Origin of the sequence: Glaciecola sp. 2405UD65-10 (genome assembly GCF_048820975.1) — a bacterium.
Lineage (GTDB): Bacteria > Pseudomonadota > Gammaproteobacteria > Enterobacterales > Alteromonadaceae > Glaciecola.
This window is the reverse complement of the sequence record NZ_JBMEUF010000001.1, coordinates 1,419,419-1,442,134: the sequence shown is the minus strand read 5'-3', so window position 1 is coordinate 1,442,134 and position 22,716 is coordinate 1,419,419. Positions and strand designations below refer to the sequence as shown.

13 protein-coding genes are annotated in these 22,716 nt (G+C 41.2%); 11 read left to right on the top strand and 2 right to left on the bottom strand.

Annotation, left to right across the window (positions count from 1 at the left end; genetic code table 11):
* Positions 1–242: 242 nt before the first annotated feature.
* Positions 243–1,103 (bottom strand): LysR family transcriptional regulator, encoded by an 861-nt coding sequence (locus ACOI22_RS06565; RefSeq protein WP_420671216.1) that lies wholly within the window; start codon positions 1,101–1,103, stop codon positions 243–245.
* 171 nt (positions 1,104–1,274) lie between these two features.
* Between ACOI22_RS06565 and gcvT the strand changes: the two genes are divergently transcribed.
* From gcvT to ACOI22_RS06540, 5 genes are all read left to right on the top strand, one after another.
* Positions 1,275–2,363 (top strand): glycine cleavage system aminomethyltransferase GcvT, encoded by a 1,089-nt coding sequence (gene gcvT / locus ACOI22_RS06560; RefSeq protein ID WP_420671215.1) that lies wholly within the window; start codon positions 1,275–1,277, stop codon positions 2,361–2,363.
* A gap of 67 nt (positions 2,364–2,430) precedes the next feature.
* Positions 2,431–2,820, top strand: a complete 390-nt coding sequence (gcvH, locus tag ACOI22_RS06555; RefSeq protein ID WP_420671214.1) for a glycine cleavage system protein GcvH — start codon at positions 2,431–2,433, stop codon at positions 2,818–2,820.
* A 112-nt stretch (positions 2,821–2,932) separates the two neighbouring features.
* Entirely contained in the window at positions 2,933–5,854 is a 2,922-nt protein-coding gene (gene gcvP / locus ACOI22_RS06550) for an aminomethyl-transferring glycine dehydrogenase (RefSeq protein WP_420671213.1), read from the top strand.
* A 535-nt stretch (positions 5,855–6,389) separates the two neighbouring features.
* On the top strand, positions 6,390–7,121 hold the full coding sequence (locus ACOI22_RS06545) for a MauE/DoxX family redox-associated membrane protein (RefSeq protein WP_420671212.1): 732 nt from the start codon (positions 6,390–6,392) through the stop codon (positions 7,119–7,121).
* Between the two features lie 208 nt (positions 7,122–7,329).
* Positions 7,330–9,483 carry a response regulator gene (locus tag ACOI22_RS06540; protein WP_420671211.1) on the top strand — a complete coding sequence of 718 codons (2,154 nt, stop codon included), beginning with the start codon at positions 7,330–7,332 and terminating at the stop codon, positions 9,481–9,483.
* 93 nt (positions 9,484–9,576) lie between these two features.
* Here ACOI22_RS06540 and ACOI22_RS06535 read toward each other — a convergent pair whose 3' ends face one another.
* A complete protein-coding gene (locus tag ACOI22_RS06535) occupies positions 9,577–10,095 on the bottom strand; it encodes a hypothetical protein (RefSeq protein WP_420671210.1) in 519 nt (172 codons plus the stop codon).
* Positions 10,096–10,251: 156 nt separating this feature from the next.
* Between ACOI22_RS06535 and ACOI22_RS06530 the strand changes: the two genes are divergently transcribed.
* The 6 genes from ACOI22_RS06530 (at position 10,252) to ACOI22_RS06505 (ending at position 22,678) form a co-directional block, all read left to right on the top strand.
* Positions 10,252–12,930, top strand: a complete 2,679-nt coding sequence (locus tag ACOI22_RS06530) for a S8 family serine peptidase (RefSeq protein ID WP_420671208.1) — start codon at positions 10,252–10,254, stop codon at positions 12,928–12,930.
* Positions 12,931–13,494: 564 nt separating this feature from the next.
* The gene (locus tag ACOI22_RS06525; RefSeq protein WP_420671207.1) at positions 13,495–16,668 is read left to right on the top strand and encodes a TonB-dependent receptor; all 3,174 of its coding nucleotides are present in this window, start codon (positions 13,495–13,497) and stop codon (positions 16,666–16,668) included.
* Positions 16,669–16,775: 107 nt separating this feature from the next.
* A complete protein-coding gene (locus tag ACOI22_RS06520; protein ID WP_420671206.1) occupies positions 16,776–18,302 on the top strand; it encodes a tryptophan halogenase family protein in 1,527 nt (508 codons plus the stop codon).
* 179 nt (positions 18,303–18,481) lie between these two features.
* Positions 18,482–19,645, top strand: coding sequence for an endo-1,4-beta-xylanase (locus ACOI22_RS06515; protein ID WP_420671205.1), 1,164 nt, complete (start codon positions 18,482–18,484; stop codon positions 19,643–19,645).
* Positions 19,646–19,706: 61 nt separating this feature from the next.
* On the top strand, positions 19,707–21,026 hold the full coding sequence (locus ACOI22_RS06510; protein WP_420671204.1) for a glycoside-pentoside-hexuronide (GPH):cation symporter: 1,320 nt from the start codon (positions 19,707–19,709) through the stop codon (positions 21,024–21,026).
* Positions 21,026–22,678, top strand: a complete 1,653-nt coding sequence (locus tag ACOI22_RS06505; RefSeq protein ID WP_420671203.1) for a glycoside hydrolase family 43 protein — start codon at positions 21,026–21,028, stop codon at positions 22,676–22,678. The genes ACOI22_RS06510 and ACOI22_RS06505 overlap by 1 nt, the downstream gene beginning before the upstream one ends.
* Positions 22,679–22,716 lie beyond the last annotated feature (38 nt).

Here is a 22,716-nt window from a genome sequence, read left to right as displayed (position 1 = left end):
TTAATGCGCGATACAGCCAACGAATACTGCAATGCAAACAACTCATCCGATTACTTCAAAATCATCATATCAAATTCTCAGTAAATGTTAATAGCAAAGCCGCATTTATTACATATATTTGACATAAATATTATGTATGCTCCTGTAAGGCTCTATTTACGGGCGTAAAGCCTCAGAATAATCTATAATTTTTGAACAGGATTATGCTGCACCATTGGCGAAGTGCTACTTTAGTTTAACAATTAGTTTACGCCAATGCGCGCCCTAATGTAATTTGCTAGGGTTTGTGATACTTGCGGGTGTTGTGTATCTTGATTCAATAAGCATATGTTAATACTGCCTAAATTCGGCAAGCGTTTGTCACGAATAATTTCAAGTTCGTCGGGCACAATGGATTTTGCTAAAGCTGTTATACCTAGGCCTTGCTTAATTGCAGCCATTAAGCCGTAAAAATCAGGGTTGGTATAATTAATCTTCCACGCATGAGTTTGTTGTTTTAATTGGCTTATAACACGGCTTCTATAAATACAGTCTTCGGGTGCCAGCACTAAAGGAAGATTTTTAGTGGGTAAGTTTCTGTTTTTGTCGCCCACCCATACAAGCTCATCTTCCCGTAATATTTCTAAATTTTCATGATGAGGGGTTTGCGTAGGGTGCAAAAGTGCAAGAATAAGGTCAAATTTGTTTTGTTGCGCATTTGAAAGCAAATGTTTACTTAAGGCAGATGTTACATCTAGTGATACATCAGGATAACGCTGCGAAAACTCACCAATAATACTAGGTAGTAATGCCGAAGCAAATTCACTGGGAATCCCCAAACGCATTCGCCCGCGAAGGGTTTCAATACTGAGTTCGCGAAAAATGTTGTCATTAATTTTAAGCATTTGCTTCGCGTGTTCGTAAAGCCATTTGCCGTCAGTACTTACTTGGTAGCCTTGGCCTACTTTATTAAATAATTTTTTATTTACCTGTTGTTCTAGCTTTTTTATTTGCAAGCTAATAGCTGGTTGTGACCGCCCTAACATTTCGCCCGCGCGCTGAAAATTACCCACATCTACAATAGTAACAAAGCTTCTAAGCACATCTAACGATAGTTGTTTCAAGGCGGCGGCCCTTTCTTAAAACCAAATACTTGACCATTTGGTACATTAATATTTCAAATCATTTTATACCAATACATTTAAAAAGTTAATGTAATGATTAATTCTTTTAATTTGTTTGTAATTTTTGCCTTACCTATACTAAATCAAAATTCATCACTTATTAGGTAAGCCATGAACACTACCCAGTTACACAGCGCGCACATTGCCGCAGGCGCAAAAATGGTCGATTTTTTCGGTTGGGAAATGCCCATCAACTATGGTTCTCAAATAGAAGAGCATAAAGCCGTGCGTAACGATGCGGGCATGTTTGATGTGTCACACATGACCATTGTTGATGTAAGCGGTAGTCAAGCTAAAGCCTACTTGCGTTACTTACTAGCCAACGATGTTGAAAAGCTAAAGGAAAAAGGCAAAGCCTTATACAGCGGTATGCTAAACGAAGCCGGTGGTGTAGTAGATGACTTAATTGTTTACCATTTTGATGAAACCAATTATCGCCTAGTAGTAAATTCAGCCACTAAAGAGAAAGACCTAAACTGGTTGAATAAAGTAGCTGAAGGCTTTGAAGTTAATATTGAAGAGCAAAGCGCCTACGCTATGATTGCTATTCAAGGGCCAAACGCCAAAGAAAAAACCGCTACTTTGTTTTCGGATGCGCAAATTGAAGCTGTAGCCGGTATGAAACCTTTTTTTGGCGTACAAGCTGAAGATTTATTTATAGCTACCACAGGTTATACCGGTGAAGCCGGTTATGAAGTTATGGTGCCAAAAACACGTGCTGTTGAATTTTGGGACGGCTTGTTAAAAGCCGGCGTTCAGCCTTGTGGTTTAGGTGCTCGTGATACTTTGCGCTTAGAAGCAGGTATGAACTTATACGGCCAAGACATGAACGAAGAAGTGTCACCTTTAGCCGCTAACATGGGCTGGACTATTTCATGGGAGCCTAGCGAACGTGATTTTGTTGGCCGCAAAGTATTAGAAAAACAACGCGAAGAAGGCACCCACAAACTAGTAGGTTTAGTATTTAAAGACAAAGGCGTACTACGCGCTGGTTTAACCGTTAAAACCATTGATGGCGAAGGCATTATTACATCGGGTACATTTTCGCCTACCCTAGGGCACAGCATTGCAATGGCAAGAGTGCCAGCAGGCGAGGGTGCTAAAGCAGGCATGAGCGCACAAGTAGAAATGCGTAAAAAATGGGTTGATGTAGAAATTGTGAAGCCAAACTTCGTGAGAAACGGCAAAAGCGTATTATAAAATAAAGCCAATTGCTGTTTTATAGCACTTGGCACTTAATTAAAAACCACCAACACTAGGACTGACTATGAGCAACATTCCAAAAGAACTTCGTTATACCACATCCCACGAATGGATCCGCGACGAGGGTGATGGCATTTTTACTGTAGGTATTACTGAGCACGCTCAAGAATTACTTGGCGATATGGTATTTCTAGACTTACCAGACGTTGGTGACGGCGTAATTACCGGTGAAGAATGTGCCGTTGCTGAATCAGTAAAAGCGGCTTCTGATGTTTATGCGCCAATCACGGGTGAAATAATTGAAGTGAACGAAGACTTAGAAGACTCGCCAGAGTTAGTTAATTCTGATGCATTTGGCGAAGGTTGGTTTTTCAAAATTAAGGCAGAAGATCCAGCAGAAGTTGAAGGTTTACTTGATGCTCAAAGCTATGCCGACACAGTAGACGAAGAATAAATAGAGCCTTAGGGCTCTACTTAATTTTTAGCACATATGCAGTTTTAATAGGCAAGCCAATGCTTTGCCTCGTTACTTTTTTTGTTTTAATTTTCACTTAAGGTCAATTCACATGAATGCTGGTACGCCCAATAACACGCCAACAAGTTTGCAAGAACTAGAAAATACAAACGAGTTTATTCGCAGACACATTGGCCCTGGCCAACAAGAAATAAGCAGCATGTTAGCGGATATTGGTGCAGCGTCATTAGATGATTTAATGCAGCAAACCGTACCCGCTGATATTCGCTCGCAGGGCTTATCGGTAGGTGAGGCAATGCGTGAAGAAGTGGCACTGGCTGAACTTAAGGCTTTGTCAAAACAAAACAAAATATTTCGCTCGTATATTGGGATGGGGTATTCAAACACGTTTACACCCAATGTGATTTTACGAAACGTACTTGAAAATCCAGGTTGGTATACCGCTTATACACCGTATCAGCCTGAAATAGCCCAAGGCCGCCTACAAGCTATTTTGAATTTTCAGCAAACCACCATTGACCTTACCGGTTTGCCATTAGCGTCGGCATCGTTGTTAGACGAAGCTACCGCAGCGGCAGAAGCCATGGCATTAGCAAAGCGTGTGTCTAAAAACAAAAAAGTGAATGCATTTTTTGTTGCTAATGATGTGCATCCGCAAACAAAAGACGTACTACAAACCCGCGCTGACATGTTCGGCTTTGAACTTATTTATGGTTCGCTTGAAGACGCCGCAAGTGCAGATGTGTTTGGCGCTTTATTACAGTATCCAAGCAGTACAGGTGAATTAGTTGATATTCGCCACACTATAAGCGCGATACAAGCTCAAAAAGGTGTTGTAGCGGTTGCTACTGATTTACTTGCGCTTACCTTAATTACGCCGCCGGGTGAGTTAGGCGCCGATGTAGCCCTTGGCAGTGCCCAGCGATTTGGTGTACCTATGGGATATGGCGGCCCGCATGCAGCATTTTTTGCTACCCGTGATGAGTACAAACGTTCATTGCCGGGCCGTATTATTGGTGTGTCGAAAGATACACGCGGTAAAACAGCGCTGCGCATGGCTTTGCAAACCCGTGAGCAACATATTCGCCGCGAAAAAGCTAACTCTAACATTTGTACAGCACAAGTATTGCTAGCGAATATGGCAAGCTTTTATGCGGTGTATCATGGGCCTAAGGGCCTTCGTGCTATAGCAAATAGAGTACATCGCTTCGCTGATATTTTAGCATTAGGGCTTACACAAAAAGGTATTGAGTTAATGCACTCTACCTATTTTGATACCTTAACAATTAAGGTGGATGACCAAGCGGCCATAATTGCCAAGGCCCAAACCAAAGAAATGAACCTGCGCAGTGACATTAGCGGCTACGTGGGAGTAGCCTTAGATGAAACCACCACACGTACTGACATAGCTGATCTTTTTGACGTGTTGCTAGGCGAAGGCCATGGCTTAGATGTAGCTGACCTTGATAACCTTGTAATGACACAAGAAAGCACCTCTATTCCTGCCGCTTTGGTAAGAAGCAGTGAGTATTTAACTCATCCAGTGTTTAATAGCTATCATTCAGAAACTGAAATGCTTCGCTATATAAAAAGCTTAGAAAACAAAGATTTGGCGCTTAACCATTCCATGATTTCATTAGGCTCATGTACCATGAAGCTTAACGCCACCGCTGAAATGATTCCCGTAACATGGCCTGAATTTGGCCAGTTGCACCCCTTTGCACCGGTAGACCAAGCCCAAGGCTACACTAAAATGCTAAATGAGCTAAGTGATTGGCTTATAGATGTAACCGGCTATGATGCGCTTTCAATGCAGCCAAACTCTGGAGCACAAGGCGAGTACGCAGGCTTATTAGCGATTCAGCGTTACCACCAAAGCCGTGGAGAAGGGCATAGAAACGTGTGCTTAATTCCGCAGTCAGCCCATGGTACAAACCCTGCATCGGCGCAAATGGTTAGCCTTAAAGTAGTAGTGGTGAAATGTGACAGCAAAGGGAATGTAGACCTAGCAGACTTGCGTGCAAAAGCTGAAGACGTTAAAGATTCACTTAGCTGCGCAATGATTACTTACCCTTCAACCCATGGCGTTTACGAAGAAACCGCCCGTGAAATATGCGATATTATTCATGAGTTTGGTGGCCAAGTTTATATGGATGGGGCAAACATGAACGCCCAAGTAGGTATTACATCACCCGGCTTAATTGGCAGTGATGTATCGCACCTTAACTTGCACAAAACCTTTTGCATACCGCACGGCGGCGGTGGCCCAGGTATGGGGCCAATTGGTGTTAAATCACACCTAGCACCATTTTTACCTAGCCATAATGTTATTAAATTAAAAGCTGCGGGCACCCTAGATGAGCTAGGCAACAATGGCGCTGTTTCGGCTGCGCCTTGGGGCAGTGCATCTATTTTACCCATTAGTTACATGTACATTAAAATGATGGGTAGTGAAGGGCTTAAGAAAGCCACCGAAGTAGCCATACTGAACGCGAACTACGTAGCGAAAAAGTTAGAAGGCCATTACCCTATATTATTCACTGGCAGAAATGACCGCATTGCCCACGAATGTATAGTTGACCTACGCCCATTAAAAGAAGCATCGGGCGTGACAGAAGTAGACATTGCAAAACGCTTGAATGACTATGGTTTTCACGCGCCCACTATGAGTTTTCCTGTTGCCGGAACGTTAATGATAGAGCCTACGGAAAGTGAGGCAAAAGTAGAACTCGATAGATTTATTGATGCGCTGATTAGTATTCGAGAAGAAATAGCGAAGGTAGAGAGTGGCGAGTGGGATGCAACTGATAACCCCTTGCATAACGCACCGCACACCTTGGCTGATATAATAGACAGCGAGTGGAACAGAGCTTATTCACGTGAAGTAGCTGCCTACCCAAGCAAAGCTGTTATGGCAAACAAATTTTGGCCAACTGTTAACCGTATTGACGATGTGTTTGGCGACCGCAATTTGATTTGCTCATGCCCTAGCATAGAGAGCTATATGGAGTAGGTATAAATTTATAATTTATTGGCTTAATTTATCCTATCTAGCAAATTACACAGCGGATCTTAAAGATCCGCTTTTTTGTGAATATAAAGTGGTTTGGTAAATGCCATCTGTGAGGCATGAAGCTATCCTATGGGCTGAGATTGACCCTAAGACCTTACTCTCAGCAGGAACAGAATGAAGAGCCTTATTCCCTAGGGTTGTACCAACGTAAGTGGAAAATTTTTTTTAACGTCAATAAGGTATACAAAGTGAATTGCAATACACCACTTTACAATTATCTGCGCGATTAATAATGCTGGTTGGTTCTGTCGGCTTAAATCATTTAGCTCAAATCTTAATGGTACAAATATTGTAACTATTCTATCAATAGCGCGTTAAATCCAGTTTGATGTGTATCAAATATACAATATTAGCGATCTTATAAGTAATGTTTTCACATAAAGAATGAAACAAACACTTACAGCTGGCAATTTTCAACTGCTTGGTCATTGGAAGCATAAAATCGATCGCAAAGGCTAGTTAAGAGGAGAATACGGTGAGTAAAACTGCAATTTTGTATAGAATGGTGACCAACAATCATATTTGTCCATTTGGTTTACGATCCAAAGATTTGCTACAAAGGGAAGGGTATGACGTAGATGATCGCCCACTAACTTCTAAAGAACAGACCGACGAGTTCAAAGCAAAGTACAAGGTTAAAACAACCCCACAAACGTATATAAACGATCAACGCATTGGTGGTTACGATGAGCTTCGAACTCATTTTAATAAGGGAGAAGCTGGTCAGTCTGGCATTACCTACACGCCCGTTATAGCGATATTTTCTATAGCGTTACTATTAGCCTTAGCATTTCAATATGTTGTAATAGGCGAATACTTTTCAATTCGTACTATCATGCTTTTTATTGCGTTTTCAATGGCCATGTTAGCAGTGCAAAAGCTTAAAGATTTATTTAGCTTTACTAATTCATTTATTACTTATGACTTGTTGGCAATGAAGTGGATACCATATGGCTATATTTATCCATTTGTAGAAGCTTATGTTGGCATAGCAATGGTGGCTCAACTACCAGCATTAGCCGTGGCACCGTTTTCATTGTTTATAGGCATGATAGGGGCCGCGTCAGTTATTAAAGCGGTATATATTGATAAACGAGAACTTAAATGTGCCTGTGTAGGTGGCGACAGTAATGTACCTCTAGGGTTTGTGTCGTTGTCAGAGAATTTGTTTATGGTAGCGGGCGGATTAATAATGCTTTTTCTCTAATGAAACTAAAAACCATTCATAAAGAATGCAAGGCGTCGCACAGCAAAAAACCTCAACAATTCATACTAAACTTTAATTTATCTGGCATTTATAGTAATTTTGTCGATATACTTATTACAAAATGCACAATAATTAATCATCCTTTGATTAATTGTACTGAACAGCGCATAAATCAGGTGCTTACTTTCATTGGCGGGCTTCTTATGACATGTCTATAAGACTCAGATACATATTCGCACTAACTCTATTGGCTGTTGTAGTTTCAGCCTCAGCGTTATCTATGAGCTATATTTTTAATGCGCAAGAAAAAGACGCTTCAGTCATTAACCGTGCTGGGCAGCAACGCATGCTGTCACAAAAAATTGCGCTTACGGTAGCGCGCTTATCCCCTTGTGATAACAACAAGCAACGTGAAACCGAATCGTTGATGAATAGCATCAATAGATTTGAGCAAAACCATTTATTTCTTTTGTCGTTACCTGACATTCCCGAGCGAGTAAACAATTTATACTGGGGCTCCACTAACTTAGATGCGAGTGTGCAGGAGTATGTTGCGCAATCACGTCAATATATAAGCAATATTCAATGCGCTTACTTACCTTCTGCCTTTGAGAGTGGCAATACAAACTACCTGCTTAAGCAGCTAGATCAGGTTGTACAGGGCTTCGAAGAAGCGGCGCAAAAAAGAGTAGCTTCGGTTGAGCGCTTAGAGCTAGCCCTGTGGCTGGCAACATTATGTATTTTAATATTAGAGGCGTTGTTTATTTTTCGCCCAATGGAATTACAGGTTCGTTCTAGCTTTAAGTCGCTAGGTGTTGCTATTGAAAAAGCCGAGAAAGCTAAGCTGGATGCTTTAGCGGCTAATAAGGCCAAGTCTGAATTCTTGGCTAGCATGAGCCATGAATTGCGCACGCCTATGAATGGTTTGTTTGGCATGATTGATTTGGCAATTGATAATCCGAAAAAAAGTAATAATTATTTAAAGAAAGCTAAAAATGCTGGCCGGCAACTCATTGTATTGATTAACGACATACTCGACTTATCAAAAATTGAAGCGGGTAAATTACGAATTGAACAAGCCCCTTTCATTCTTTACCAAATGATTGATGACGCTGTGTCATTGCAAGCAATATACTGCCGCAAAAAAGGCCTTAAGTTTGATTACATTAAAGAAACAGACTTGCCCGAGCAAATTGTAGGTGATCCTACTCGAATCACCCAAGTGCTGCACAACGTGCTAACTAATGCCACTAAGTTTACAGAATCAGGTGGGGTCACTTTAAGTGTTGCGTGCAGAATTAAAGAGCAAAAGCATTGGCTAGAATTTGAGGTAAGCGACACCGGCATAGGTATAAGCGAAGAAAAACAACGCACTATTTTCAATATGTTTGAACAAGCGGATGCCTCTACAACACGTTTGTTCGGTGGTTCGGGACTAGGCTTGAGTATATCGTCGAAACTTACCCAGTTAATGGACGGTAAGCTAGGGGTTAAATCAGAACCAGGGAAGGGTAGTACGTTCACATTCTCTATCCCCATACGTGTCAAATCAAAGATGAGGCTACCTGTAAATACGGCAATTAATTTGCAGTGCGCCATTGTGGATGATTTACAAACTAGCCGTGAGTATTTAGCGCATATTGTAAATCAGCTAGGGTTTACTACTACCGTATATAGTACCGCTAAAGAATTTTTAGATGATCAACCTGAAAAATTTGAGCTTTTAGTACTTGACCTTTCAATGCCTGAAATAGATGGCGTAGCTACAATAGAAGCCCTGCTTGATAAAAAGTTGGACTCTATGCCGTATATCTTTATGGTGTCGGCAATTTTAGAGCATTTGGAATGCAGTGATGAAGTACGTGATGTTATTTGGAGAACGTTTGCCAAGCCTATTGATCGCAAAGCCATAGAAAGCGATTTATTAGACGTTCAAGACATTGTGAAAAACCATTCTTACAACCGCCTCGATGAAGTCAATACAAGTGCTCATATTTTAGTTGTTGAAGATAACGAAATTAATGCGGAAGTGGTTAAGTCAATGTTAGAGGGTAGCCAGTTCGAGGTGACTATTGCGTATGATGGCCAAAAAGCCGTAGACGCATGCACAATAGAAACGTTTGACCTTATTCTAATGGATTTACAAATGCCGGTATTAGATGGCCTAACGGCGAGTAAAACACTAAGAACACGTTTAAAACTAACAACCCCGATAGTAGCCCTAACGGCCAATGCGTTTTCTGAAGATAGAAAAAGTTGTATTGAGGCGGGCATGGATGACTTTTTAGCCAAGCCAATTGACAAAAATTTGTTGTTAAGCACTGTTGAGCGCCTAATATTAAAAGACAGAGCGATTAACTAAAATAATCATACATCGTATTATCAACGCTAAATAATAAGCATAAAAAAAGCCCCATAGGAGGGGCTTTTTTAGTTTATTGAATACTCAAATAGATTACGCTTTGCGACGCATGCTAAGACCAGCAAGGCCTAGTAACAATATAGAAAGCATGGCTGGCTCAGAAACCACTGAAGCCTGTGCTAGTGAAACGCCGCCGTATATTAGTTCGTCAAAATTGGCGTCAAATACAGTTGTGTAATTATCGAAGAATAATTCACCACCCTCGAAGTAGTACAGATCAGTAAATAAATTATCTTGTATTAAATCAGTATCGATTTCTAGTGCTAAAATTCCACCATAAATGTTGTCTGCATCTATTTCATAACCGAAAAGGAAAATATCATTTATACCTTCAAAAATAGGGAAGCCGTATAAGTCTAATGCCACGAAAGTCTCGTTATACAAAATGCCGCTTTCGTTAGTATCAACGTCTACGGTTATGCTACCTAAAAGCTGCTGAGTCACACCATCGCTAGTGAAAAGAATATCCTGTGTAACAAGTGCGGCATTCGCTGATGCACCTAATCCCAACGCGAGTGTTGCTGTTAATAATAATTGCTTCAAATACTTCATGTTAAATTTCCTATCGTTTCTTATAATTAAAATACAAATTAATTTCTAATTAGTCTTACACCCGTTGCGTTAATCTAAATCGCTAAACTGCCAATTCAAACTTTTTCAACATTTACACAATTTTACAACACTGCCACAGCTAACACTCCTACCTTTTTGGGCTTGGTTAACGGCTCGGGTACTGGCTTACACGATTTGGGTGTACAGGGTGAAGATGTAATTGTAGGTATTCTAGATACTGGGGTTACACCAGAACATCCTTCATATGCAGATGACGGTAGTTATTCTGACCCAACTACAATAGGCTGGACCGCTGAAGACGCATGTGACGAGGGTGAAGAAGCCGCAGAAGGTACGTTTTCGTGTAACAATAAACTGATTGGCGCGCGTTATTACGGTGATTCGTTTTCTTCAGTTTATGACATTCGTTATGACTTAGGCGAATTTGACTCACCTCGTGATGCAGATGGCCACGGTAACCATACCGCAACTACCTCAGCAGGTAATGCAGATGTAACTGCAACACTAAGTGGTGTTGAGATTGGCACTGTGTCGGGTGTAGCTCCGCGTGCGCGAGTTGCTATGTATAAAGTTTGTTGGAACTCAAACTATGTTAGCGATGAAGGTGTTGAAGAAAGAGGCTGTTTCTTTGGCGATAGTATGGCAGCAATTGACCAAGCAGTGATTGATGGTGTTGATGTTATAAACTACTCAATTGGCAACTCAGCAAATTTGAATACGCCGGTTTATAACGCATCGTTAGCAGCAGCTGAAGCGGGTGTTTTCTTTGCAGGGTCATCAGGCAATTCAGGTCCAGATGCATCTACTGCTAGTAATATTGCTCCATGGATCACTACTGTAGGCGCATCTACCTATGATGGTATTGTTCCATTAGTTGGCGTTGCAACAGAGTTATCTATTGACGGGGAAGCACAAGAACCTCTATTTTCTATTGATGGCGGAATTACTCCTGCATCGCCAGAGGGCTTCACTGGACAATTAGTTGCAATTCAACCATCTTTAGCTTGCGACGCCGATGGCCCAGTAACAAATCCTGACGAAATTGAAGGAAATGTGGCGCTTATTGCTCGCGGTACGTGTAATTTTTCTGAGAAAATTTTAAATGCTCAAAATGCTGGAGCGACAGGTGTATTAGTGTACTCCGATACGCGCTCACCTATTGCTATGGGTGGTGACGGTACAGGTATCACAATTCCGGGCCGCATGATTACAAATGAAGATGGTTTATTGCTTGCAAGTACTGCTACTACTTCAGATGTAACGGTTACCTTTACAAGTAATGGCACAACGCTTGACACTTTCGTTGAAGGCAATACCATGGCCGAGTTCTCTTCTAGAGGACCTAACACTACGCCGCAAGATATCATTAAACCTGATATTACTGGTCCAGGTGTGCAAATCCTTGCTGCCACTACGCCAACCCAACTTGACACTCCCGGCAATGTTCGAGGTGAAACGTTCGCTTACTTGTCAGGAACTTCAATGTCGTCACCACATATTGCGGGAATTGCAGCCTTAATTAAAGGTGAGCATCCTGATTGGACGCCAGCGCAAATTAAGTCAGCGATGATGACCTCGGCGCGTCAAAACGTTACTAAAGAAGACGGTTCAACACCAGCTGACCCATTCGACTTTGGTGCAGGGCACGTAGTACCGCTTCCAGCACTTACGCCTGGCTTAACTTATGATGCTAATATTAATGACTACCTAGCATTTTTGTGTGGTCAGGACTTAGATTCAATTGTAGACGGTTACGGAGATGGCTCAACTGATTGTGCAACGCTTGAAGCTGCAGGTTTTGCTACTGACGCTAGTCAGCTTAACTACCCATCAATTGCTATAGCAGAGTTAGTTACCACTAAAACGATTACTCGTACGGTTACTAACATGACTAGCGATGCTGGCGTTTATACAATTGAAGTTAATGCACCATTAGGAATTAACGCAAGTGTAAAAACTTACGATAGTAACGGTGTTGAGACAGATTCGGATATGCTAGAAGTTGAACCAAATGGCAAAGCTAGTTATGCCATTGAGTTCAGTAAAGGTAGTGGTTTTGTAGCTGATGAGTTTACCTTTGGTGATGTTGTTTTAACAGGGGCTGACGGAACAGTAGTACGTAGTCCAATTGCAATTAAAGCCACTGCTGATATTAAAATTTCTGTACCTGAAGCTGTGTCGCTTCCGTTAAAACGTGGCCGCACGAGTTTACCTGTTGAAATGTTATATACAGGTAGAGCTAGTATGGATTATGCAGGTCTTGAATTACCTAGCGTATTTAATGGAGTTGCTGTTGAAGATCCAGACCGTGAGTTTGATTTTATAGAAGGTCTTGATACTGCATGGTTCCCTTACGTATTTGAAGGTACTAAAGTACTTCGTATTAATTTAGTTGATTCATTAGTAAGCGTCCCAGGTACGGATTTAGATTTATACGTGTACCGTTGTATTGCGTTCTCTTGCTCACAAGTAGCGCAATCGTTGAACGCGGGTTCTGATGAGGAAGTATTGTTAGTTAATCCAGAGCCAGCATCTCCAGCTGACGGTGAAGGTGCTTTCTATATCATCTTTACGCATGCATATGATACAGCAGGCAATGCTGAGGTTAGCTTTACGCAACCTAGCTGGTTTGTTGATTCAACTGCTGGAACTCGCATGAGTATGTCTTCTCGTGCAGTTAAAGGTAGATACAACAGCGTACGTATTAGTACTTCAGATGTTGTTCCAAATGGCCTTTACATGGGTGGAATTACTTTCTATAACGATGAAGGTGAGTCTGAAGGTACAACAATTATTGAAGCTGTAGAGCAATAATAAGTATTAACATAGTCATTATGTTTACGTGTAAAAGCGCTCACTGAAAGTGAGCGCTTTTTTTTGTCTATTTGAATAATTTACACTAAATATAACTTTATTAATCGCCGCTCCTCTTACTAAAAAATACGATTTCTCTACATTCTTCCACTATGTAAAATTGTATATTTATTATTCATATTACATTTCGAAAGTTACGCAGTAAAAATTCAAAATTTATTATTTAGCTTCAATTTGCTGATGTTTAAATTCATGTCGGCTAGAAGAATTCAAGTTTACGACTCTTTATTATTTATAAAAACGTTTGATTAAGCTTTATAATCAATAGCTTAGTCGCAGCCGTACGCGTTTCAAACAATAAATGATTTATATATACAGGAGTATGCAATCTTAAATGGCGATGTAAATATAATAATACGTAATGAAAAATAAATGTTAACAAGCCCTTGTGTTAGCGCTAACAATATGTTTTATTTGTAAGTAGGAAAATAACATTTATGTGTATTCCAAATTATAAAAAAGTAGTTAACACACAAAAAAGTAAAGGCTAGGGGAGCAACCAACATGAGAAAAACGCGTATTGCAAGTGCACTCACTTTAGTGCTTTGTACAAATCAATTTTTGTACGCACAAGAAGAAAACGCACCAGAAGATGCCGAACAGGCGCTAGAAGTTATTGAAGTAAAGGGCATGAAAGCAAGCCTTATGAAGGCGCAAGATATGAAGCGAGTAGGTGACACACTGCTTGATGGCATATCGGCTGAAGACATTGGTGCATTACCTGACAGAAGTGTACTGGAAGCTATGCAGCGCATTCCGGGTGTATCTATTGAGCGTTTTGCTGCCGCAAATGACCCTGATCATTTCGGTATTGAAGGCAGTGGCGCGGTAATTCGCGGTATGACACAAACCCGAAGCGAATTTAATGGGCGTGACACCTTTAGTGCTAACTCAAGCCGTGGTTTAAGTTTTCAAGACGTGCCACCTGAACTAATGGGGTCAGTGTTAATTTATAAAAATCAGTCGGCCGATATGATTGAAGGCGGCATTGGCGGTACGGTCAACCTAAATACGCGTTTGCCATTTGACCAAAACAAGCGTGTTATTGCATTTACCTTAGACGCGACCTACGCTGATTTTGCTGAAGAAACTACGCCAACAGGCTCCTTTTTATTCAGTGACGTGTGGAATACTGATGCCGGTAAATTTGGTTTACTCACCAATGTAGCCTATTCAAAACTGACGAGCCGCTCCGATGGCTTGCAGTCTGAAATTTATTTGCCGCGCGAAGATATAGTAGCCGACCAAACGGTTTATGCCCCTAACGGCGGCAACATGAACACACAAATTCAAGACCGCAAGCGTAAAGGCTTTGCTTTAGCCGGTCAGTGGGAAAGCCCTGATAAAACCATGTTAGTAACAGGCCAGTTTTTGCGCTCTGATGCACAATTAGCTTGGGCTGAGCGCACGATGAGCTATCAAACCAATATGTATGCTGATGACGGCAGTATTCGTGCTGAATCATTCCCATTAGACGGTTACCCTAGCTACGAATTTGATGACAACGGTGTATTTCAGTCAGGCTATATGACTAACGTTTCATTAGGTGGTTGGCGCTCAAACGGGGCTGACAACGAACGAGTACCACAAGCGGCTGACTGGTCAGGTAATCCAGTACCTCAGTTTGGTAATACTTGGCAAAATAGTAGCCGTGTGAAAGACCAACAAACTGTTGTAGATGATATGTCATTAAATTTTAAGTATCGTCCAAATGATACTTGGTCACACGAATTTGATTTACAAAGAATAAATGCAAAGACAGATGATTTCGACTTCACCGTTTTTTTAGGCACGCACGCTAATCAAATGCTTGATTTGTCGGGTGATGCTCCCGTTATTGAATTCTTAGAGCCTTGGAATGGTCAAGCCGGTGGTAATGGTCGTGAAGGGAATGAAAACTTTTTCCAAGATAAGTCCTCTTATTTTTGGCGCTCTGCGATGGATCATATTGAAGACAGTGACGGCGACGAAACAGCATTTACATACGATACCATTTATACCTTTGATTCAGGCGTAATTAGCCATATTAAAATGGGTGTTCGCTATGCAAAACGTGATCAAACCGTAAAATTCTCAGCCTATAATTGGCAACCTATAGGTGCTATTTTCTCGGGCGATCCTGACGGTGATGGTTATGCTGGTGCATGGTTAGATTTACCCTACACAGCTGATTTAATTAATGATGTAGACGAGGTTTACTGGAACGATCATTTCCGTGGTGGTCACGTGACCATCCCAGGGCAAGGCTACACTTATCATCCGTCATTTGATTTGATCAGTAATTACGCTGATTCTGCTCGCCGATTAAATGCAATAGCGAGTGACTGGGAGCAACTGTCTGATAGACCCCCACAACAATTGGGATTAGACGCCAATGGTAACCCTGTATTTGAAGAATTTGATGGCCCATTCAAGCCTAATGAAGTAAATACGTTTACTGAAACCAATAAAGCTTTTTATGTACGAGCTGATTTTGAGTATGACGATTGGACTTTCCCTATTTCGGGTAACTTTGGTGTTCGCTATATTGAATTAGAGCGCGAAACATCAGGCTATATTAGCTTCCCTAACTTGGAAATAAAGCCGCGGGAATTTTATGATAACGGCGAACGTACACCTGAAGAAATTGAAGAAGAGTATAGCCAACAAGTTAATCTATTTTTACCTGAAGATGATTTAGCATTTGGTAACTATGCCACTCGATTCATTACAAATGTGTCAAAAGATGATTATTTACTGCCTAGTTTTAACTTACGAATGGAGCTGAATGATGACTTGATTTTGCGCTTCGCTGCATCAAAAGCGCTTGCTTATCCTAATACAGGTGATTTGAAAAGCTTTGTGAGTATTGGTAGTCAAAACATTCAAACCGTGCGCGAAGGTGACGGCGAGGATTCAGAAATAGTAAGTGCTGATATAACAGCATGGACGGGTAATTCTGCTAATCCGAACTTGCAGCCAATGCAGTCAAATCAGTACGATTTAGCACTTGAATGGTATTTCGATGAAAGTAGTTCATTAACTGGGACGCTATTTTACAAGAGCCTAAAAGACTTTTGGGTAACCGGTGGTGTTGATGAGCAGTTCACCAACAATGGCGTAACGAATACCGTAACAGTACAAAAACCGATTAACACCGATACAGGCAAGATGAAAGGGCTTGAAGTGGCGTATCAACAGTTCTTTAGTATGTTACCTGAGCCGTTTAACTCTTTAGGTGTGCAAGCAAACTACACTTACATTGAAGCCTCTGGTGTGCCTAACTCAAACCTCTTTACTACTGACCCTGATGGCCAGCCTAAAGATGGTCCAACGCAATTGGCGTTTGAGGAATTACCCCTTGCAGGGCAATCAAAACACACGGCTAATATGGTAGTGATGTACGAAAATGACAAGATATCGGCGCGTTTGGCCTATAACTGGCGTTCAGAGTATATGATTACTGCACGTGATGTTATTGCGCCGCATCGTCCTATATTTGGTGAAGATGCTGGGTACCTAGATGGTTCGTTTTATTACACGCTTACTGACAATTTACAAGCCGGTATTCAGGGCGTGAACTTACTCGACACCATTACCAAAACAACGATGCAAGTTGATGAAGACGGTACACGTTTTGGCCGCTCTTGGTTTAAGAGTGATAGACGTTTCTCGTTAGTGTTGCGAGGTACCTTTTAAGTAAAATAAGGGGGCGCATTGTGCTCCCTTCACTTATGGTATTAAAAAAAAACAGGTATAGTTAGCACTATATCAAGTCACATTGTGCAGTAGGCTAGTACACACGTATGCAACAAAATAATATTAAAAACATTGTAATAGTAGGGGGAGGCACAGCAGGATGGATGACCGCTGCGGCCATGGGAAAATTACTTAAAGGTTCTTCAAGTAATATCACTTTAGTTGAATCGGCAGAGATTCCCACCATTGGTGTTGGTGAAGCCACTATTCCTCAACTTCACTTATTTAATGCGCTGCTGGGGCTTGATGAAAACGAGTTTGTGAAAGAAACAAACGCCACATTCAAACACGGTATTCAGTTCAAAGATTGGAAATCGCTTAATCATGAGTATATTCATCCGTTTGGTACAATTGGCGTAAACTTTGACGGCGTAGATTTTCATCACTTTTGGTTGAAAACAATCAAAGAAAAACAAGCCTCTAGTGACTCAAAATACAAGCTCGATAATTTTGCCTTTAATTGCGTAGCCGCCGCACAAAACAAAATGATGCGTTCTATTAATGTGCCTAACTCACCATTGAACAACATAGCTTATGCGTTTCATTTTGATGCAGGTTTATATGTAAAGTGGTTAAGAAAATTTGCGTTGAGTCATGGTGTTAAGCGAATAGAAGCTACGGTTAAACATGTAAACATTAATAATGAAAATGGCCATATTGATTCAATTACTTTGCAAGATGACAGCTGTATTGAAGGCGATTTGTTTATAGATTGCTCCGGCTTTAAAGGCTTGTTGATTGAAGAGGCCTTGCAAACAGGTTACGAAAGCTGGCGGCATTGGTTACCCTGTGATAGCGCAGTAGTAGTGCCAAGTGAAAACAGCGACCGCTTGTATCCTTACACACGATCGTGGGCGCAAACCGCAGGCTGGCAATGGCGTATTCCCCTGCAACATAGAACAGGCAATGGGCATGTATATGCAAGCCGTTTTATGAGTGACGCAGAAGCCAAAGATATTTTACTGCAAAACATTGAAGGCAAACCTTTGGTTGAGCCTAGAGTACTTCGCTTTCATACTGGAATGCGCAGAAAACACTGGAATAAAAACTGTGTGGCTATAGGTTTAGCTAGTGGCTTTATTGAGCCGCTTGAATCAACGGCTATCCATCTAGTGCAAAGTAGTATTTCGCGCCTTATGAGTTTATTTCCTGATAAAAGCTTTAATCAAGCAAATATAGATACTTATAACGCACAAGCAAGTGAAGAAATGATTAAAATTCGAGACTTCATTATTTTGCATTATAAGGTAACAGAGCGCGATGACTCGCCATTCTGGCGCTTCTGCCAAAACATAGACATCCCTGATTACCTAACTAAAAAAATTGCTTTGTTTAAAGAAAGTGGACGTGTATTTAGAGAGAATGATGAACTGTTTAATCAGTCAAGTTGGATATCTGTAATGATAGGCCAAGGCTTGATGCCTGAAAGCTATCATCCAATGGCTGACATGCTTGAACAAAGTGAAATAGACCGGCGCCTTGCCCACGTGCAGCAGGTAATTGAGCAGTCAGTAGACCGCATGCCCACTCATGAAGAATTCATAAAACAAAATTGCCAAGCCAGCACGCGGTGACTCTTTCCTTTGTGCTTGTTGTTTTGTCCATATGTTGCGGGTAAAACAACAAGCCCCTTGCAACCTCATTGCATGCTCCACACGTAAAATTATTGTTGCAAAAACGTAAATTAATAATTGACAGTTAAGATATTAAACAATATTGTTAGCGCTAACATTTTTATCAGGTGAAACCTAACATGAAAGTTATTAATTTCCTTATTGTCATGATTTCTATTTATTTGCTTAGCAGTTGTTCTATGCATAGCACATTGTCGAAGCCATCAAACAACACAGCTAACAGCCAACCTTTAAGCACGGGTTCTTTGAGTGACGCTTATTCTACGTATTTTGATATTGGTACAGCCCTAAATAGAAATCAAACTACGGGGTATGATTCACAGTCTATAGCTATTGTAGATAAGCACTTTAATACCTTAACCTCTGAAAACGACATGAAATGGGAAAGTATTCAGCCTACTGAAGGACAATTCACGTTTGAAGGGGCTGATGCTCTTGTGCAGTATGCCAACAAAACCAATAAGTCAGTAATTGGACATGCATTGGTGTGGCACGAACAAACGCCTGATTGGGTATTTGAAGATGAGTTGGGTAATGAAGCAAGCCGCGAATTACTCATTGCGCGTATGAAGTCACAAATTTTTGCCTTAGCCGGGCGCTATAAGAACGACATTAAAGGGTGGGATGTGGTTAACGAAGCCTTAAACGAAGATGGCACTATGCGCGAATCAAAATGGCAACAAATTATAGGTGATGATTTTATAGAGTTAGCATTTACTTTCGCTGCGCAGGCTGCTCCTAATGCACAATTATATTATAACGATTACAACCTGTTTAAAGCCGCGAAAATGGATGGGGCGATTGCCCTAGCTAAGCGCTTAAAGGCCAAAGGGATTCGTATAGATGGCATAGGTGAGCAGGGCCATTATGGCATTACACCTCCTTTGAAAGAATTAGCGCTAAGTATTCAAAAAGTAGCTCAGCAAGATTTAAAAATGATGATTACCGAGCTTGATATTTCAGTGCTTAAATTTCCAGAAGGGGAAAATATGGGCGCAGATATTTCATTGAAATTTGACCTTCAGGATGATTATAACCCCTATGCCATGGGTATTTCTGCTTCATCTAGCCAAAAGCTTGCGCAAGCGTACTCAGATTTATTTGCACTGTTTTTACGTTACGAAAAAGCAATTGACCGTGTTACCTTTTGGGGCGTTTCTGACAATAGCACTTGGCGCAACAATTGGCCCATGAAAGGCCGCACAGATTACCCACTTCCTTTTGACCGAGACTACCAAGCAAAACCTTTTGTGAAAACATTAATTGAGCAAGCTCAGCGATAAGCTGCTTTTGCTCTGATTCTGCAGTTGTATATTAATATTAAAATAAAAAAGGATACCCATAATGGATAAGGTCAGCCTAAAAGAGAAATTTGGTTATGGCTTGGGTGACACCGCCAGTAATATTGTGTTCCAAGTGGTAATTGGCTTTTTGCTATATTTCTACACCGATGTATTTGGCATAGAAGCCGCCGCAGTGGGTACTTTATTTTTAGTTGTTAGACTATTTGATGCCGTTACTGACCCAATAATGGGCGCGCTGGCTGATAGAACGCAAACCAAGTGGGGGAAATACCGCCCATATCTTTTATGGTTTTGTATCCCTTACGGTATTTTAGCGGTACTTGCTTTCACCACGCCTGACTTAAATCAATCAGGCAAGCTCATTTATGCCTACCTTACTTATACTTTGTTAATGATGGTATACACGGCCATTAATATTCCTTATTCAGCATTGGGCGGCGTAATGACAGCCTCGCCAACTGAAAGAGCGTCGGTACAATCGTGGCGCTTCGCATTGGCAATGGCAGGAGGCGCAATTGTAACCTCAAGCGTATTACCTTTAGTTGAGTTTTTTGGCCAAGGTGACCAGCAAAAAGGCTTTCAATGGGCCATGATTGTTCTTTCTATATTTGCCATACTTTGTTTTATTGCTTGCTTTTGGCTTACCAAAGAACGAGTGAATATGCCTCGAACAAATAGCAAATCATTTGTAAGCGGCGCCTGGTCTGATTTTGCTAAAATGTTGCAAAATGATCAATGGCGAATTATTGCTATCATTTCAATATTTCTCTTAATAAGCGTAGCAATGCGCGGGGCAACCACGCCCTTTTACGTACGCTACTATTTGCAAGAAGAGTCGCTAATTACCTTATTTATGGCAAGCGGCATGTTAGCCGGTGTAGCGGGGGCGCTGTGTGCAAACTGGCTTATAAGAAAAATGTGTAAAGTGGCGCTAATGAAAGCGTGTGCTTTAGGTATTATGTTAACAAACGGCGTTCTATTTTTTATTCCGCCCAATGCAGTAGAGCTTGCATTGGTATTTACTATATTAGCTAATTTTGTGCACATGGTATTTACGCCACTGCTATTTTCTACGGTGCCTGATACGGTTGATTACGGCATGAAAAAGCTAGGCCAAAGTGCCATGGCAATGGCATTTTCAGGCCACCTACTAATGATTAAACTGGGCATAGCATTAGGGGGAGCATTTACCGGATGGATACTCGCTTATTCAGGCTATCAGGCCAATGTGGTGCAGTCTGAAACAGCCTTAGCAGGCATCTTATTTTTATATTCTCTCAGCTCGGTTATTGCTGGACTCATTGTATTTATATGCATGCAGTACTACAAACTAACACAAGATTTTAAGGAAACCGCATAATGCAAAATACAGTTTCAAATATGATTCAAAACCCCATTCTTCCCGGCTTCAATCCTGATCCAAGCATTGTGGTAGTGGGAAGTGACTTTTACATTGCTACCTCAACATTTGAATGGTACCCAGGTGTGCAAATTCACCACTCAAAAGATTTAAAAAACTGGCGCTTAGTTAGCCGGCCTTTAAACAGAGAAAGCCTCTTAGATATGCGAGGAGAGCCTGATTCTTGCGGTATTTGGGCGCCATGCATTAGCTATAGTCAGGGCAAGTTCCACCTTATTTATACCGACGTAAAACGTTTTGATGGCAACTTTAAAGATGCTCACAATTATTACACAACATGCGAAACCATTGATGGACAATGGAGTGACCCTGTATATATGAACTCCAGTGGTTTTGACCCATCATTGTTTCATGACGATGACGGCAAAATGTGGTTTGTAAATATGGTGTGGGATCATCGTTATCAGCGCAATCAATTTGGCGGTATTTTACTTCAGGAATATTGCCCTAAACAGAAAAAACTTGTGGGTGAAATTAAGAATATATTTAAGGGCAGTAAATTAGCATTAACCGAAGCCCCGCATTTGTATAAACGCAACGGTTATTATTATTTGTTAACGGCGGAAGGGGGTACCTTTTATACCCACGCTATGACTGTAGCGCGCTCTAAACATATAGATGGCCCCTATGAGCTTGACCCGTACGGCTATTTACTTACGGCTAAAGACAATCAACATTTAGGCTTACAACGCACAGGCCATGGTGATTTATTTGATACGCCAAGCGGTGAATCTTATTTAGTGCATTTGTGTGGGCGCCCTTTAGCAGGTGAACGCAGATGTCCTTTAGGCCGAGAAACGGGTTTACAAAAAACCTACTGGACTGATGATAACTGGGTACGCTTAGAAAACGCGCAAAGCGACGGGTTACCTGAAATGCAGGTGCCTGCACCTAAACTTCCTGAGCACCCTTGGCCAAAACAAAATAAGAGATGCAATTTTGATAGCACTACTCTACCCATTGAATTTCAGTGGCTAAGAACGCCGTTTCCAGAGCGATTTATGAGTTTAGATACTCGCCCTGGCTACTTAAGGCTAACTGGCCGTGAATCCATAGGATCATTGTATGAGCACGCTTTAATAGCTAGGCGCCAAGAAGCGTTCGTATATCAAGCGCAAACTTCGCTTGATTTTAAACCGAGTAATTTTCAGCAAACCGCCGGCTTAATTTGCTATTACAATACGAGTAAATTTCATTATTGTTATATATCGGTTGATGACAGCGGCCAACGCTTTATTGATATTATGAGCTGTTTAGGTGATCAAAGCCTGTGCCTAACTTTCCCTTTGAGGGAAGGGCAACTTGATGCTTGCCAAACTGATAAGCGCTTTATACTGCCAGAAAACGGCACCGTATTTTTACGCGCGAGTGTTAAGCATCACACCTTACAGTTTGCCTATTCATTAAATGAGGAAAACTGGACTACACTGCCTATTAACTTAGACTACAGCATAATATCTGATGAAGCAGGTGGTGGAGATGGTTGTCACTTCACGGGCGGTTTTGTAGGTATGGCATGTCAAGATGTGTCGGGCCAGCAATGTATTGCCGACTTTGATTATTTTGAATATGTGGAGTACGAAGATAAATAAAATAAGGATTTCTGTGATAACGCTAGATGACAGCACAA